Annotated in this window: 13 protein-coding genes and 1 pseudogene; 10 read left to right on the top strand and 4 right to left on the bottom strand. The window is 46.3% G+C overall.

The window, feature by feature from the left end:
* Positions 1-46: 46 nt before the first annotated feature.
* From AABA75_RS04520 to AABA75_RS04510, 3 genes are read left to right on the top strand one after another with little or no spacing between them, the layout of a single operon-like run.
* Positions 47-430: a DUF2721 domain-containing protein gene (locus AABA75_RS04520; RefSeq protein WP_338291331.1), complete on the top strand. Its 384-nt coding sequence runs from the start codon at positions 47-49 to the stop codon at positions 428-430.
* Positions 427-993 (top strand): GNAT family N-acetyltransferase, encoded by a 567-nt coding sequence (locus tag AABA75_RS04515; protein WP_338291330.1) that lies wholly within the window; start codon positions 427-429, stop codon positions 991-993. Before AABA75_RS04520 ends, AABA75_RS04515 begins: the two co-directional genes overlap by 4 nt.
* Before the next feature lie 11 nt (positions 994-1,004).
* Positions 1,005-2,360: an NAD(P)/FAD-dependent oxidoreductase gene (locus tag AABA75_RS04510; protein WP_338291329.1), complete on the top strand. Its 1,356-nt coding sequence runs from the start codon at positions 1,005-1,007 to the stop codon at positions 2,358-2,360.
* A gap of 54 nt (positions 2,361-2,414) precedes the next feature.
* Here AABA75_RS04510 and tyrS read toward each other — a convergent pair whose 3' ends face one another.
* On the bottom strand, positions 2,415-3,614 hold the full coding sequence (tyrS, locus tag AABA75_RS04505) for a tyrosine--tRNA ligase (RefSeq protein WP_338291328.1): 1,200 nt from the start codon (positions 3,612-3,614) through the stop codon (positions 2,415-2,417).
* Positions 3,615-3,974: 360 nt separating this feature from the next.
* Here tyrS and AABA75_RS04500 point away from each other — a divergent pair.
* The 7 genes and pseudogenes from AABA75_RS04500 to AABA75_RS04470 all read left to right on the top strand — a co-directional run.
* A pseudogene (locus tag AABA75_RS04500) lies at positions 3,975-4,070 on the top strand (OapA N-terminal domain-containing protein); the annotation flags it as partial.
* 372 nt (positions 4,071-4,442) lie between these two features.
* Entirely contained in the window at positions 4,443-5,654 is a 1,212-nt protein-coding gene (locus AABA75_RS04495; protein ID WP_338294805.1) for a peptidoglycan DD-metalloendopeptidase family protein, read from the top strand.
* A gap of 102 nt (positions 5,655-5,756) precedes the next feature.
* Positions 5,757-6,872, top strand: a complete 1,116-nt coding sequence (locus tag AABA75_RS04490) for an anhydro-N-acetylmuramic acid kinase (RefSeq protein ID WP_338291326.1) — start codon at positions 5,757-5,759, stop codon at positions 6,870-6,872.
* A gap of 448 nt (positions 6,873-7,320) precedes the next feature.
* Positions 7,321-7,908: a hypothetical protein gene (locus AABA75_RS04485; RefSeq protein WP_338291325.1), complete on the top strand. Its 588-nt coding sequence runs from the start codon at positions 7,321-7,323 to the stop codon at positions 7,906-7,908.
* 21 nt (positions 7,909-7,929) lie between these two features.
* The gene (locus AABA75_RS04480; protein ID WP_338291324.1) at positions 7,930-8,913 is read left to right on the top strand and encodes a sensor histidine kinase; all 984 of its coding nucleotides are present in this window, start codon (positions 7,930-7,932) and stop codon (positions 8,911-8,913) included.
* Complete coding sequence (locus AABA75_RS04475; protein ID WP_338291323.1) at positions 8,907-9,614, top strand: LytR/AlgR family response regulator transcription factor; 708 nt, start codon at positions 8,907-8,909, stop codon at positions 9,612-9,614. Before AABA75_RS04480 ends, AABA75_RS04475 begins: the two co-directional genes overlap by 7 nt.
* Positions 9,615-9,651: 37 nt before the next feature.
* On the top strand, positions 9,652-11,001 hold the full coding sequence (locus AABA75_RS04470; protein WP_338291322.1) for an amidohydrolase family protein: 1,350 nt from the start codon (positions 9,652-9,654) through the stop codon (positions 10,999-11,001).
* Positions 11,002-11,073: 72 nt separating this feature from the next.
* On the opposite strand, the gene AABA75_RS04465 is transcribed toward AABA75_RS04470, so the two are convergent.
* The 3 genes from AABA75_RS04465 to AABA75_RS04455 all read right to left on the bottom strand — a co-directional run bounded on the left by AABA75_RS04465 (position 11,074) and on the right by AABA75_RS04455 (position 16,662).
* Positions 11,074-12,897: a trans-sulfuration enzyme family protein gene (locus tag AABA75_RS04465; RefSeq protein WP_338291321.1), complete on the bottom strand. Its 1,824-nt coding sequence runs from the start codon at positions 12,895-12,897 to the stop codon at positions 11,074-11,076.
* A gap of 175 nt (positions 12,898-13,072) precedes the next feature.
* Complete coding sequence (locus AABA75_RS04460) at positions 13,073-14,017, bottom strand: alpha/beta hydrolase (RefSeq protein ID WP_338291320.1); 945 nt, start codon at positions 14,015-14,017, stop codon at positions 13,073-13,075.
* Positions 14,017-16,662, bottom strand: a complete 2,646-nt coding sequence (locus AABA75_RS04455; RefSeq protein WP_338291319.1) for an alpha-amylase family glycosyl hydrolase — start codon at positions 16,660-16,662, stop codon at positions 14,017-14,019. Before AABA75_RS04455 ends, AABA75_RS04460 begins: the two co-directional genes overlap by 1 nt.
* Between the last annotated feature and the right edge of the window lie 65 nt (positions 16,663-16,727).

Genomic DNA, 16,727 nt, shown 5'->3' with positions numbered 1-16,727 from the left:
CTTGCTACGTAAACTCTGTGGCTTAACTCATCATCGTGGCACTGCCTTGGAAATTACACTCACTACCCCAGCAATGCTGTTTCCAGCCATATCTTTATTGCTTTTGGCTTACACCAACCGATTTGTGGTACTTGCAGGATTGATCCGTAATTTCGATGAAAACAGCGATGATGAAAGTACCTTTCAACAAATAGACAATCTGCGCAAACGCATCCAATACATCAAAAAAATGCAGGAAGCGGGCGTTTTCAGTTTCTTCTTGTGCGTGTTATCCATGCTGGCGATTTATTTTCAGTACACCACCGCTGGAGGCTGGATTTTCGCATTAAGCCTGCTGTGCTTACTGTATTCGTTGTGGATGTCGGTGAAAGAAATACATATATCCGTTGAAGCGTTGGATGTCTTCTTAAAGAATTTTAAAAGCCGATGAATACTCAAATACAATACAAACAATATGAGCTCGAAGACTTTGACGGGGTGATCAAGCTGGGCAATATCGTCCATGGCGATAACTACCTGGATACCGAAAAATGCCAAAAATATTACGACACCAGTTTTAAAAACGGCATTAACGCCTCATTTGTGGCTTATCACAATGATGAGCTTGTGGGCTTTCGCTTAACTCAGGCGGCCAATAATTGGGACATTAACGAATGGTGCTCTCCTGAACTGTGGCAGTTACAAGAAGATCAGGTGTGTTACTTCAAAAGCAACACGGTAAATGCCGATTATCGCGGCCATGGCATTGGCTCATCACTACTTATGTTGTCTATTGAGCAGGCTAAACTGCAAGGCGCTAAAGCAGGTCTGGCCCATATCTGGCTTGCCAGTCCCGGAAATAGTGCCTTTAAGTACTTTAAAAAATGTGGTGGTGAGCTAGTTAAAGAACATCCCAATCGCTGGGCTGGCTGGTATGAGAGCCATGGCTACATATGCCCGGTTTGCGGTCCTGAGTGTGACTGTACCGCGGCAGAAATGATGATCCGTTTCTAAGCGCCCACAGCATGTACGATCCTCTAATTGATAATGCCACCGCCTCTGGTGACGCTTACCCTGATTCCTATTGGACAGAAAGCTTAAAGGCAGCTCCCAAGTTTCCGAGTTTGCAGCAAGATGAAAGCTACGATGTGGTGATCATTGGTGCGGGCTTTACCGGTATGGCCTGCGCTCGCTATCTAAGTGCCAACTCAAACCTGAATATTGCCCTCATCGATGCCAACCAACCGGGTTGGGGTTGCAGCGGGCGCAATGCTGGTTTTATTTTACCCGGCAGTGGTCGCTTAGATTATACCAGTCTGTCTGCGAAATACGGGCAAGCACAGGCAGCCACTACGCTGGATGAATACTATCAGGCGATAGATACACTGCAGGAGCTTAAAGAATACGCTGGCGCCCAATGTGATGTCTCCTCTGGCGGTTACCTTAAGATAGGTCACTCGCAGCAAGCGTTTGAGCGATTGCGCAGCGCCAGTGAGCAATTACCTGACGCCTATAAAAGCCAATACAAAGTAGTGTCGGCAGAAGAAATCCGCACCCGGTTTATTCCCGATTACCCCTCTTTTGGAGGGGTTTTCAGAACCGCTGGTCAGGCACTAAACCCGCTAAAACTCAGCGTCGCGATTGCGCAACGGTTGGCTAAAGACGGCATACCGATTTATGCCGATTCGGCAATTGAAGCTATTTTGGCAAACAACGATGGCTACCAGCTCGAGACACCACAGGGTGTTTTGCAGGCCAAAAAAGTGGTTATGGCTAGTAATGCCTACAGTTTAAAGTCGTTGTTACCCGGTCTGACAGAGAAACAATTTCCGGTGCTTTCCAGTGTGCTGGTAACCACACCGTTACCCGAAAGTATTGCCAAACAATGGCGCGCCCATTTAATGGCAATGGATACCCGCTCTTTGAAATACTATTTTCGCTTACTGGATGACAACCGAATTTTATTCGGTGGCCGCGGTGCCGTTACCGGGGCAGATGCCAATACTCAAGCCAGTCAGAAAAAACTCAAGGCGGCATTCGACCGGTATTTCCCGGCCCTGACCACATTGTCTACTGAACGGTTCTGGAGTGGCTGGATTAGTGTCTCTGCTGATGACATTCCCCATGCATTGGAAAGTGAGCAGCATCCCGGAATTTATTACGCCACGGGCTACTGCGGCTCTGGTTTGTCTTTTTCTTGTCAGGCTGGCAAGCGACTGGCGGATATGATCTGCAAACCAGAAAGCGCTTTGAACAGCCCGGTGTATCAAAAACAGATACCCGCATTTCCTTTCAGCAGTATGCGCCGAACTGGATTAACACTGTTTTACGCCTGGCATCGAATACTGGAACATATCACCATGAAAGGTGGACAGAAGTAGATAGTGCCGTTATCCGCAGCTGAGCAGCTGCGGATAAGGTTGTCATAGACGTCTTTAGCCTAGCGTCACGCGAGCGAACTTGCGTTTGCCCACTTGATAAACCGCCGTGCCAGCTTCATCCAGATTCAGCTTATTGTCAGAGACTTTGTCACCGTCAATTTTAACTGCACCCTGTTTAATCATACGCATCGCTTCTGACGTAGAGCCCACTAGCGCCGCATCTTTCAACAAGTTGGCAATGGCATAACCGTCATCAGGTAAAGTAAGTTGCAACTCGGGAATATCATCCGGAATGGCGTTTTTCTGGAAGCGAGTAATAAAGTCCTGATGAGCCGCTTCGGCCGCTGCATCATCATGGAAGCGCGCAATCAACTCTTTAGCTAATTCGATTTTGATATCCCGCGGATTTCTGCCGGTTTCAACACTGGCTTTAAGTTCTGCAATTTCTTCTAATGGACGGAAACTGAGCAAATCAAAATAACGCCACATCAGATCATCAGACAGTGACATCACTTTACCAAACATGTCGTTTGGCGCATCGGTAATACCAATGTAATTGTTCAGAGACTTAGACATCTTCTGAACACCATCAAGGCCTTCCAGCAATGGCATCATCAAAATACACTGCGGCGATTGCCCTTGTTCCTTTTGCAGCTCGCGACCCATCAATAAGTTAAAGCGTTGGTCAGTACCGCCCAACTCCACATCAGCTTCCAGAGCGACAGAATCCCAGCCCTGTACCAGTGGATACAAAAACTCGTGGATAGCAATAGACTGGTTATTGGCGAAGCGCTTTTTGAAGTCATCGCGCTCTAACATACGCGCTACCGTCTGACTGGCAGCCAGCTTGATCATGCCTGCCGCACCCAGCGCTTCCATCCATTCAGAGTTAAAGCGAATGGTAGTTTTTTCAGGATCCAGGATTTTGAATACCTGCTCTTTGTAGGTCTCAGCGTTGGCCAATACATCTTCTTTGCTAAGAGGCTTACGCGTGGCATTTTTGCCCGTAGGGTCACCAATCAAACCCGTAAAGTCACCAATCAAAAAGATGACTTCATGGCCTAATTGTTGAAACGCCCGTAGTTTGTTAATCAATACCGTATGACCCAGGTGCAAATCAGGTGCAGTTGGATCGAAGCCAGCCTTTATTTTTAGTGGCTTTCCGGTTTTTAATTTCTCAATTAACTCTTCTTCAACGAGGATTTCATCTGAACCTCGCTTTATCTCAGCAAAAGCGCTTTGCCAGTCCGACATCGACAGACTCCAATTTCGAATAATATTATTTTACAAATTTGCAGGATTTTACCGGGCGTACAGCCTGATTGAAAGGACAATCACTAAATCAATGGCAATTGTACCCGCACAATCTTCAATAATGACCCACAGCCCTTTGAAACAAAGGCGCTGATTGAGGATAATTGCTAGAAAAATGAGCATATACGAGTTATGCTGCTAGTTAGTGTGGTTTTGCGATAAATAAACTGCTGAATTAGTGGAACTAATTTACGTAAAACACGCCATAATAAGAATAAAAAACAAGATAAGTGATTCACGATTCAATTTCGTGAAATTTGTGCGCAAAAACCCGTTAAGGGTCAAAAAACAATAAGAATCATGAAACATATCCATGTTGCCCGGCAGCACTTCGACAGGCTGCCTAAAAAACATAAGCTGGTGCTGTCTGTACTGGTGCTGTTCACGCTACTCCTGACACTGATTCCCGGGGAGGCGGATAGCAAAAATGCGCCACAAGCCGACCAATTAAAGCTAGGGCAAAGAGTCAGCATTGCGCTACCCGATAGCATCGCTAACAGTGATGAGGCCTCATCACTTATTGTTACTCAGCAAATGCTCAACAAACAGCAAGCTGAGCAATCCAGCATTGAACCTCAACCAGTTTCAAAACCTGAATTAGCGGATGCCGAACAACTCGCCGCTAAACATAACGATAAAGCCCAGCCAGAAGAGACGGTGCTTGAAGAAAGCGTTATTGAAGAAACGGTTTTTGACGCTGCGCCACTTGACGAAACAAACCTTGATGAAAGTATTGTCACCCAAGCCAGTGTCGTAGTCGATGCGGAATTGGCAAAATTACCATCAGGTTTTGATGACATTCCACACGGTGAAGCGTTAGAACTATCACCGGGTACCCGTTATGTATTGCCAATCGATGCAAGTATTTTATTGGACAGTGATGTCAGTTTCGAAGAAGAACAAGAGTGGCAAACCTATACCGTTCGACGCGGTGATAACCTGGCTAAGATATTCTCTCGTGCGGGGCTTACCGCCAAAGAAGTGTATCATGTTAGTCGCGCCGGCAGCGCAGCTAAGAAGTTACTGAAGATCATGCCTGGTGAGAATCTGGAGATTCTAAAGTCTAAAGAAGGCGATTTCAAAGAGCTACAATACAGCTATTCGCCCACCGAAGCGGTGCGAGTCTATAAGCAAAGTGATAGCTACAAATCTGAAGTGCAACAAAAAGAGCTTTATACTCGCTTAAATTATGCCAGCGGTGAAATCAGCTCTAACTTTTGGAATGCCGGTGTTGAAGCGGGTTTGTCTGACAACCTCATCATGAGTCTTGCCACCGTATTTGGCTGGGACATCGATTTCGCACTAGACATTCGCAAAGGTGACAACTTCAACGTTATCTTTGAAGAAAACTATATCGAAGGTGAATTTGTCGGTTATGGCGATATTGTGGCTGCAGAATTTTCCAACCAGGGAGAAGAGTTTGCCGCTATACGTTACAAAGATGGTAACTACTACACGCCAGAAGGACGCAGTATGCGCAAAAGCTTCTTGCGCGCGCCAGTTAACTTCAAATACATCAGCTCGAACTTTAATCCGCGCCGTTTCCATCCTGTGCAAAAGCGTTACAAAGCCCACAATGGTATAGATTACGCCGCCAAAACCGGCACACCTGTAGTAGCCGCAGGAGACGGCAAAGTCATAGAGTCTTCTTATAACAGATTCAACGGCCATTATGTGTTCCTGCAACACGGCGATACCTACACCACCAAATATATCCATTTTAGTAAACGCGCTGTAAAAAAAGGCCAATGGGTAAAACAAGGACAAGTGATAGGGTATGTGGGTGCCACGGGTTTGGCTGCAGGCCCACATTTGCATTACGAGTTTCTGGTAAATGGGGTGCACAAAAACCCAAGAACCGTGAAATTGCCTAAAGCTTTACCTATTAAGAAAAGTGAAAAATCCGAGTTTTTAGAGCTGGCTCGAGATTACCAGGCCAAACTGGATAACAATCGCCGCATCATGCTGGCGATGAACTAGAGCAATTAACTCTGCTCTGATAACCGTTATTCAAGTCACATTTTTTCAACTATCATGTGATACGCTTTCCCGGCGTATCCCTCTTCATTTGCGGAGCAAACCATGACTTCAAAATATATTGGTCTGATTTCTGGTACCAGTATGGACGGTATTGATGCCGTTATCGTTGACTACGGCGACAACCAGTGCAAAACCCTGGACTTCGATACTTACCCCTACCCCGATGAACTGCTGGTAGAGTTAAAGTCGCTGTGCAAACCGGGCACCAACGAAGTTAATCGCATGGCACAAGCCGACCGAAAAGTAGCAGAGTGCTTCGCCCTGGCTTGTCAGGATTTATTAAGCCGTAATAACCTCAGCGCAAACGACGTTAAATTAATAGGCAGTCATGGCCAAACCATTCGCCACCATCCTGATGGTGAGTATGGATTTAGCGTGCAAATCGGTGATGGCAATTCCATTGCGGCCAAGACGGGTATTGATGTGGTTGCTGACTTCAGGCGTAAAGATATAGCTCTGGGCGGCCAGGGAGCGCCGCTAGTACCCGCTTATCACCAGGCAGTATTCAGCTCACCAGATGAGGACCGAGTGGTGCTCAATATAGGTGGCATTGCCAATATAAGTTATCTGCCCAAGGGCTGCGACCCTGAGAAAGTGTTAGGTTTTGATACAGGTCCGGGTAACCGTTTAATGGATGCCTGGTGTAAAACCCATACCGGCAAAGAGTTTGATGAAGACGGCAATTGGGCGGCTTCTGGTCAATGTCATTTGCCATTACTGCACAGTCTGAAGAATCAAGATTACTTTAAATTACCCGCTCCCAAAAGTACCGGCCGGGAGCTATTCAATCTGGAATGGTTGCAGCAAAGTTTAATTGTACAACCTGAAGAAATCCCGGCCGAGGATGTTCAGGCCACTCTGTTAGAGCTGACTGCATTGACCATTGCCAATGACATCAAAGCACTGGCAGCCGTAGATAGTGTTTATGTCTGTGGTGGCGGTGCTCGCAATTCTCACTTGATGACGCGTATTGCACAGCATTTGCCTGAGATTAAAGTCACTACAACTGAGGAATTGGGCATTCACCCTGATGCGGTTGAAGCGCCGGCCTTCGCCTGGCTTGCCTGGGCGTATGAACACAATGTTCAAGGCAACGTACCGAAAGTGACCGGGGCGAGTCGAGGTGCGGTGTTAGGGACACTATTTAAGCACGGCTAGAAGATATTTTATCGGCACCTAACGCTGGGGTGGTAAAACACCCCACAAATCATCTCCCGCAGAGCATGTCTTGCACTCCCCACCACAAACAACCTACGACACTCATCCTCTGATTCAGGTTATTCACCGGGCTCATCCGGTTGTTCACTCAGTTAACCGCTCTTTCTTATTTTCTCTTCATCTGTTGTCAGTTATTGTATCCCATACCAACTCCAATAAACATTTACGCACTCAGCGCTGCCTCAGAGACATTAGTTCGAGGCGTGCGAATGAAAGAATACTGGTGGTCTTGTGAACTTCGCACAACAAAGAAATAATGTTTCTGAGGCGCGTCTTCGATGGGGCTGAAAAGCATTTATACGGTGTTGGATGTTTTTGATTTAGGCCCACTAGACCTGCAAACATCCGCCTTGTCTAAATGCTTTTCAACTCCCACTGAGCAGGGTAAGTGTTTATTGGAATTGGTATATTATTCAAGGACAAGGACAACTCGGCGGTGCACATGGTAGTTAACTTAAAAAGTAAGACAGAACGAGACGTCAGCCCATTATCTGTGCTAAGAGGTTTTTCAGAGTTTCTGCTGATACCCGCATTCATTTTAGCTTTCTTTGCCTTCTCGGAATATCAGCGAATCTCCCGACTCAATCAATTGAGTTACCCACTGGTGAATGATTTTTATTTGATGGATTATTCCCAAGTCAATCCCGGTCAACATCCGGAATACCGCTACGTAACGATTAAGATTAACTCAATTGAGCAAGACCAGATTGTTTATCAATACAGCAACTATGCTCACAGCGACAAGGTGCCTATTCAGAAACACGTGCAGTTTGATGTTGCCCTGAATTACGGATACTTCAATGCTCAGGAACAACGCGTCAGCCGAGCCGAATTTGAGCAGTGGCGCGAAGATGGCATTATCTACGACGGTGCCAGGCCTGAATCACTGTATATAGACGGTTGGCTGGTATTGCGTCCCGCGGATGCAGTTCGCGGTCACGAACTCAATATAAAACAGCATGCGTTGCATCAATAAGCAGTGAGCTCGGGAAAAACAATGATGCAACTTTCTATTAAGCACAAAATATTTATCACACTGTTTTTGTGTTTTCTGCACCTATTACCTGCATTGAACGAATGGATACAACTGGGTTTTCCTGCCGACAATGTGTTATTGATCAGTGCCCCAATCTGGTGGGCTTGTTTTTATGTTGGTCCTTTTTGGCTTTACTACGCTGCACTGAAGTTCCAGTTTATTCGCGACGCTCACATTATCTGGCGTGGTCATCTCTTTGTGATACTGATGTTTATCGGTATAAGTACGGTTAATGTATTGCACAAACTGCACTTCTCACACTTTAACATTGATATATTCGAACGTTTTTTTTCAGCCTTAATATGGGGCATATTTCTGTTTGTACTTTGGGAGTCTTTACAACTCTACCGCCGCTACACCCAGGAAAAGCTGCTGCGAGAGCAAATGCAGATGTTGCACCTAAATCATCAGCTCAATCCCCATTTTCTGTTCAACGGATTAAATACCATTTCGGCGTTAATGTTTCAAAACCCGGACAAAGCGGACGAAGTACTGCATAAGTTTGCCGATATACTGCGTTACGCCATTGATAAAAAGGACATGCTCATTGATCTGAAAACCGAACTGGAAATATCCCGCTTTTATCTGGATGTGGAAAAAGCCCGTTTCGGTGATAATTTGCAGGTACTTTGGCAAGTAGATGAACAGCTATTAACTCAAAAAGTGCCACCTTTACTGTTACAACCGCTACTGGAAAACTGCCTGAAACACGCAGGAGTCAGACCCTTGCAGGTGTCACTGAAGCTGTATCAACAAGAGAACGCGTTATGCATTGAAATTCAGGACAATGGAAAGGGCTTCAAACAAACGATTTTGGACAAACAGCAAGAGGGAGTTGGTCTTGGTTTGATTCGCGAACGATTGTCACTATTACAGATGGGGCATCTGGAGTTATCCAACCACAATGGTGCTCTGGCGAAAATCTCAGTGGAGGCAGCATGTTAAATATCTTAATTATTGAAGATGAGGCTCCGGCCAGAGAAAAACTCAAATACCAGTTGGCACAAATATCGGAATCCGGCTCAATTACAGAAGCTGGTAGTGGCCAACAAGCGCTGACAATATTAGCGAAAACCAAGCCAGACGTTATTTTCCTTGATATAGAGCTGGGCGACATGACTGGCTTTGAAGTACTAGACAGACTAGAGATCGCCTCTCACGTTATCTTTACGACGGCCTACAATAAATTTGCCGTAGATGCTTTTGAGCGCAAGGCGCTGGATTACCTGCTTAAACCTTTTGATTTGCGCCGCTTGAAACAAGCTTTGAGCCGATTACCTTGTACTCCAGACGCCCAAACGGAAAATCAGAAAGCCTCAGACATCAGATTAGCTGTCCGCATCGGTGATAAGATTAATCTGCTAAAACCTGAGCAAATCATCTTCATGTACAGCCAGGATGGTATCACCCACGCGCAAACGGCAGAGCGCGACTATTTATTAGATGAGTCCCTGGAGTCTCTTTCCCACAAAGGATTTGCCGGCTTTTTGCGCATTCATCGCAACGCACTGGTCAACGCCATCCACATCTATCAGTTGGAAAAATGGCAAAACGGCAACTACCTGCTGCGCTTCCGTAATGCCGACAAGACATTGACCAGTAGTCGTCAAGGAACCGCCAAACTCAAACAATACTTCAATTTGTAAACTTTCTATCTAAAACACATTAATCAAAGGAAATAAGATGCTTAAATTCTTCTTATATGGGGTACTTTTGTCTGTATTTTCCGTGCAAGCAAGCACGACAACATTTAAAAATGGTTTCTATCTGAACCCGGAAACCAAGCAAATCGAACCGATTTCTTTCAAGGTACAAGACGGATTCATTACCTCCCTGCAGGAAGTAAAAGAGCGTCCCGCGCAACAAGTTATAGACTTGCAGGGCAAGTTAGTGGTGCCCGGTATGATTGATATGCACACCCATGGTTGGGGTAATGCCAGCCTGAGAAACAATGACGATTATCAATATATCGGACTGCGTGGTACTGCCAACGCCATGCTTTATGCAGGTGTCCACGGCTGGCTAGATTTATTTAACGATGAAGTGCAAATTCTGAATTATCGCGACCAGCATCACTCACGACATCGACAAGAGTCAGAGGTGTTTGCCGCGGGCCCCTGCTTTACCGCATCAGGTGGGCACTGTTCGCAATTCGGTACACCCACACGCATTATTGATTCCCCTGCTGATGTTGAAAAAGAAGTCTCTGCACTGGCAATTCGCAAGCCCAATGTGCTGAAAGTGGTATACCACACCAAAAGTGACGCCCCGACCATTGATAAGCCAACGTTGAAAGCCTTTCTGGCAAAGGCAAAACAACTGAATATTCCTTCTGCTGTCCATGTTGGCAATTGGGATGACGTGCGCACCGCAGCAGAGTTTGGCGCAGATGCGGTAACCCATCTCCCCTGGAGTGCCATGCCTGCGGATATTGCTGTGCTGATGAGCGAAAACCACACAGCCATTATTCCCACAGTGGGGTTGCTGGCCGAGCTCAAGTTGTTGCAAAAATCGGCACACTTGCCCGATTATGCCGCCAGGCTAACCAAAGCCCTTGTCGTGGATGAACTTACCTCCCAGTTCCCAATAGAGGGGAAGAATAGGGATTATCTTGCCTGGCTTAATAAATATCCTGAGGCCATGACCCATATGGCCAACTCATTACTAACGCTTCACGCCGAAGGTGTAAAGATCATGATTGGCTCCGATGCGGGCAATGAGGCGATGTATCAAGGGGTGGGTTTCCATAGAGAGATGGCGCATTTGCAAGCGATGGGTATCCCTGCCAATGAGCTTCTGCTAGCCGCCAGCAACAACGCTTATCAGTTTCTTGGCTTGAATTGGGGGTTAAAACCCGGTGCCCCTGCTCACTTTTCAGTATTTGACAAACGACTACTGGAAGACATCTCAATGTCCCACAACGTGCAAACCATTTATTCTTATGGCAAAGAAGTGCAGCGAGCAGGACTGTTGCAGTTTGCTAAACCAGGGTGGTGGCAATACAGCCAACTGTTTTTGGGGTTTGAAGACTAAAGAAATAAAACCAGTAAACCAAAAAGGGCATCGGATGATGCCCTTTTTCACAATGACTAAGGTCTTATCAGGTTAAGCAACAACCGAGTTCGCTGAATCATCAAAACGACCGCTCAACAACTGCGTTAATGGCGCTGTGCTGGCGTAGTGTTGCTGACAGAACTTACTGGAAACTGTCAGATACAACTCATCCACCGCTTCTGGCGTCATGAATTTATCACTGAAACCAGGCGATACCGGGTCGATGTGTAAGCGCACAACATTAATGAAGTGTGCAATCAACTCCTTAATGTTTTCGGTTCCGGTGGCCACACGCATGGTGGTCAGATAGATACCTGCTTCTTTTTGCTCCGCTTCGCCCATCTCTGAGTGAGAGGTTAACGCCGGACACAAGATGATGGTATTGTTTTGACCAATGCTCACCTGGTGACTGAATGCTGGCTCCAGAGCATCGAAGAAACGTACGAAGGTGTCGCGCTCAAGACCAGATTTTTCCATATCCAGAGTAAACAAAGCACAGGGCCATCCGTGACGCATCTGATTGTTTTTAATGGCTGCATTATGGTTATCAGCGATGCTGTGGCAATGGACGTTGATTTCAGGGTGAGAGTTGAAGAACTCACTCAATACCTGAGTATTGATACTCTTGGCCAGAATACGCTGCTCTAGCGTCTTCATACCGGTCAGTACGTCAAAGGCTTTTTCTGAGTCCAGGAAAGCACCTTTGATGTAGTAAACATCCCAGAACATGGTGCGTGACCAGTCGTAATCATTAACACATTGCCCCTTGGCCTGGAACATGCGCCAGGTTTCAGCGATAACCACACCAGCAGTCGTTGCACCGCTACCACAGATATCCTTGGTATAACTGTGCACCACATAATCTGGACGTTCACGCTTGTCGGAGCGTTGTAGTGGCTGATGTAATACCGGAGTTGCCAGGGTTGAATCCAGCATTACCACGTGATTGTCTTGATGGGCAATTTTACAGATCCCCGCCACATCCAGTACATAACCGTGTGGGTTACAAGGTGACTCAATGTAAACATGCAGATCGTGCCCTTGCAGACGCTGAGCATGCTTCAGCTTAACTTCCTTCATGAAGGTTTCGAAGGTTTCAGCATCATAGCCATCGAACCATTCAATTTGAATATCCATGCGGTTCTTTCTGGCAAAGTAATCGTGCAACAACTGGTATACACCACCGTAAACGTTGCGCGACACAATCAGTACATCACCATGACCCAATACGTTGGATAACATGGCGTCGATTGCCGCCATACCCGAGTTGAAGTTCCATGCCAGGTAATCACCAGCATAAGGACCCGCTTCCATTTCAACAATGGCGTTTGCCAAGGAGATATTAGTCGGGTTTAACAAACGAGAATAAATCTGGTGGGTAGCCTCTTTGCCCTGAAATGCATCGTCTACCCATTCAGTACAGGCATAAACATAAGTTGCCGTGCGCACGACAACAGGGGTTGCAGAAAACAGTGCCGTGGTGTTGTCAAACAATGGGTAGTGAGTTTTAGCCACCTGAGAGCCGGTTTGCTGCTGTAAGCTCTGGAAAGTCGCACGGAACGGGTTTTGTAACGTGTCTAATACTTTAGCAATCTGGAAGCTTAAAAATTTCTTAGCGTTGAAGTAGGCAATCTTGTCTTTGCGATCCAGGTTTGCCAGTGTTTTAGAGGTGACTTGCCACAGATTAGAAATATCAATCTGCGCCTGATAAAGATGTGCTGCGGCCTCAAACAGGCACTTGCCATATTCGGTTTGTGGGTCAATACCAAAGTGAGCTAATTGCTCCTCGGCTAATTGATTCACTGTAGTGGCGACACTGGTGTTGCGTTTAGGGGAAAGGATCTTTGCGGTTTCGACCTGTTCGGACATATTCATACTTCTCGGATTCTTTGTGATTGTTATTTTGGACGACGTTTTAACGCCCACGCTCACTTTTTTCCAGAAAAGCAGTGCAATTAAATCTGTTGTAACAGGCAAGATATGTTTACTTTTCGTTTACAACCTATTCATAACTCTTTGATTTTTCGATATATGTTATAACCAAAAGTATTTATTTCCCCAATAAGAACAACAATGGGATGTGCAGACGGTCTCGCCAATAATGCTCCTCGTGTCCATCCCCCACAAAGGTATTGGTGATCCAGTTTTGGTAGTTATAGCCTTTTTCTCTCATTACGGCATCGGCCAAAGCTTGAGATGGGGGATAGTAGCTATCCAACTGCGCCGTGCCCAGGTCAAAATAGATCTTATGATTTTGAGGGTCAGGCAGGTGCTCTTGCATGTATTTTACAAAGGCCGCAGGAACCGGGCTGTCAGCTTCCGGATTACCACCAGGCCAATGAGTAGATAAACAGGCCGCGCCACCAAAGATATCCGGGTATTCACTAATAGCATACAAAGAAATCAAACCGCCCATGCTGGAGCCCATCACAAAGGTATTATCCCTATCAGTATGCACAGAATAGTGAGTGTCGATATAGGGCTTTAGAACCTGAGTAAGAAACTGCAAATACTTATCTGAGCTAATCGGCCCCTCAAATAATGGCGTATTGTAACTTTGAGACTGTTTTAAATGTTGCTGCCATTTGCCAGGTAGGGCTTCAAATACCTTTTGTGGGAAGTATTCATTACGGCGGGTAAACTTGCCATTTACATTGCCATTAAATGCCCCCACCACAATAAAATCCCGCACCTTTCCGGTTGCCATCAAGCGGGTTGCCACATCGTCAATATCCCAGGCTTGCTTATTCCAGGTACTGTTGGCGTCAAATAAGTTTTGCCCATCGTGCATATACAATACAGCATACTTTTTACTGTCGCTGTAGCCCTCAGGTAACCAGATTTGCACCGTTTTATCTGGAAACAGGTTGTTCTCAAAAGGTGCCAAAGTATCCAGTGTGCCAATACTCACTTGTACCATCGGCTCCTCTTTGCTTACGCTTGAGAAACTACACACACACAACGCCCAACATACTGCGATAACCTTCAGTTTCATTATTGCGCTCCAGCGACAAGTTTAAGTTTTACAGAATCCATGATTTTAGGGTCTTTGGGCTGCCCTCCGCCAAATTGCCATTCGCCACCTTCGGGAGTCAACTCGCGATAATAGCCCTCACCAGAAATATCCCAGGTGGTGAGATAGATGAGCACATCGCGCCAGTCTTCGATGCCAATTTGGCCACCGCGGTAGAAAAAGCTAATTTCTGAAGACGCTTTGTCCACCACTATTTGCGGTGCGATCCCCACTTTATCACCCATCTCATCCGCACTGGCATTGCTGGCGCGATACATATAATTACCCCAGCCATAAGCCACATGGGCCAAATCCCAATCCCGTCCATCCACCATGTTGGCATTCAGCATCGGCAATGCCTCATTACCTTTGACATCGGGTAAATCAAAAAAGACACTAAAACTAGTGTTATCAAATCCATTTGACGGTGCCCAATAATCACTCACTTGTTGCATATTCAAAGTCAGTTTAAGGTTCGCACCAGCCGATTCCGCGGTGACTGATACAATATCCATTTGTTTTTCACTGGCATCTTGCTCAGGCGCAATATAGAGGCCCGATAGTCCTTTATCATCGTCTTGTGCATCCACCAACGTCAAACTGATTTCAGGACGTGAAACGGACGCAGTGAAGGATTGGGTTTCCGATACAAAGCTAAAATCTGGGGCATAGAGTTGCAGACTCGTTTCGCTATGACCAAAATCCCGCACTTCAATGTTAGTGTGCCAGTTGCCTTGCGCATCCGTTTTAACCACTGACGCGGTATCCAGATTGCCATTGAGGATCACTTTCAGGCTTGCATTGGCTTCACTGAACCGTCCTCTAATCGGTGTATCTTGGGTGAATACCTGGCCATCAATCTGAGTATCGAAATTCAGCCAGACTTCGGGCGCTTCCTGCTGTACGGTTGCCATTGAGGTATTGGAAGTTGTGTAGATGGCAATGGCCCTGGCTGGTAATTCCATCGACAAACTCTGGCCGTTACCCAGAGTCGGCGCTTCAGCAGAAAAATTTTGATACAGCGACTGCAAAGGGCTGTTGCCCGGAAGCCGGGTTTTTACATTGTTAAGCAGTACACCATGCTCTGCGGTATTAAGCACTATGATGGCGATTTTCCCTCGATACTGGCGTTCATAAACCAATAAGCCCGGCCCTGACTGATTCGAGGCTAACAAACGCAAATCACCACGACTGAACAATAAGTCACTTTTTCTCAGCCCTGCCAGTTGCTGAATATAGCGGTAAAGCTCAGCTTCTTGATTAAACTGATCTCGTTCACTTAAAAAGCCACCAGCAAACATGGCCTGGCGAGTTTCCTCATGACCCTGTTCTGTGCCTTGATAAATCACCGGTATCCCCGGAATGGTGAACAACAACGCCAACGCTTGTTTTAGTGCCGACTCATTGGCCCCAGCTAAAAACCGTTTAGTATCGTGATTATCGATAAAATTCGGCGTGACATAAGGGTCTGGATACATTTCCATAAATTTCTGCAAACGAAACGCCAATTGCGCCGTGGGCTTGCCCTCACCCAATACATTGCCAATTTCAAAATACAGCGGGAAGCCAATCACCGAATTAAGTTCCGGCTCCTGCTCGCTGCCCAGAAACTTGATAACCTTTTCTTCCCCTTGAGTCTCATAGGGCGCAGAGGAATCAAACACTTCTCCGAAAGTGAGAAAATGGTCTTTCCCCAATTCCGCAGCTTTAGCGTAAATCCCATCGCTATCGTGCAAGAACTGGCGCCAGAAACTGTGCTCAACGTATTTCACGGTATCGATACGAAAAGCATCGACTCCCACCTCCTGCATCCACCATCGATAAGCATCTTTAAATGCGGCAATAACCTCGGGGTTTTTGGTGTTAATGTCAGAAAGATTGCCCAACTGGTAGGTAAACTGCTGCTCTTCGCTTTGATAATTGGAGGTGCCCGAAGTCCAGTTGTAGATGTTGGCAGCGGCGTGCTCCGGATTGAGACGGTTTACCTTATCAAAGGGTGGCATGTCTGGTGCTGCCTGAAATCCTTGTTCAAATAAAACAAAGTTTTTTGCAGTATCTTCAGGGTCATATTCGCCGTCGTAACCGAAAAAGATACCACTGTGATTTACTACAATATCCTGGATCAGATACATTCCGCGGTGGTGCAATGCCTCTGACAGAGCCTGATAGTCCTGCAAGGTGCCATAATGTTCATCCACCTTTTTAAAATCCCGCGCCCAATAGCCGTGATACCCCGAATATTCAGAAGCACTACTCCACCATTGATTGGCAACTGGCGGTGTCAACCAAACTGCGGTCGCCCCCAGTTGCTGGATGTAATCCAGTTTTTGGGTAATACCGACAATGTCACCGCCATTGTAATGACTTTCTTTACTTGGGTCGTATTCGCCACGGCCCATATCATTGTTGGAGGGATCGCCGTCATTAAATCGGTCGGTCATTAAAAAATAGATAATCTGATCTTGCCACTGAGGAGAGGGAACATGGCGCAGCGCAGGAGACTCATCAACAGGTGTGCTATCAGCCGCTAACCTGCTGTCGCTAGTATCCTTATTATTTTCAGATTGGCATCCCGCTGCAATTAACGCAGCCAGGACAGAAAGCAGCAGAGATTTTTTAGCCAACACAGAATCTTCCGCGTTCAGGTTAACAGGTTGTTAATACTACTGTGAATCCTCGATTTTGCCTGATG

The sequence above is a fragment of the Planctobacterium marinum genome (assembly GCF_036322805.1).
Lineage (GTDB): Bacteria > Pseudomonadota > Gammaproteobacteria > Enterobacterales > Alteromonadaceae > Planctobacterium > Planctobacterium marinum_A.
The sequence above is the reverse complement of the archived record's forward strand: the minus strand, read 5'-3'. Positions and strand labels throughout refer to the sequence as shown.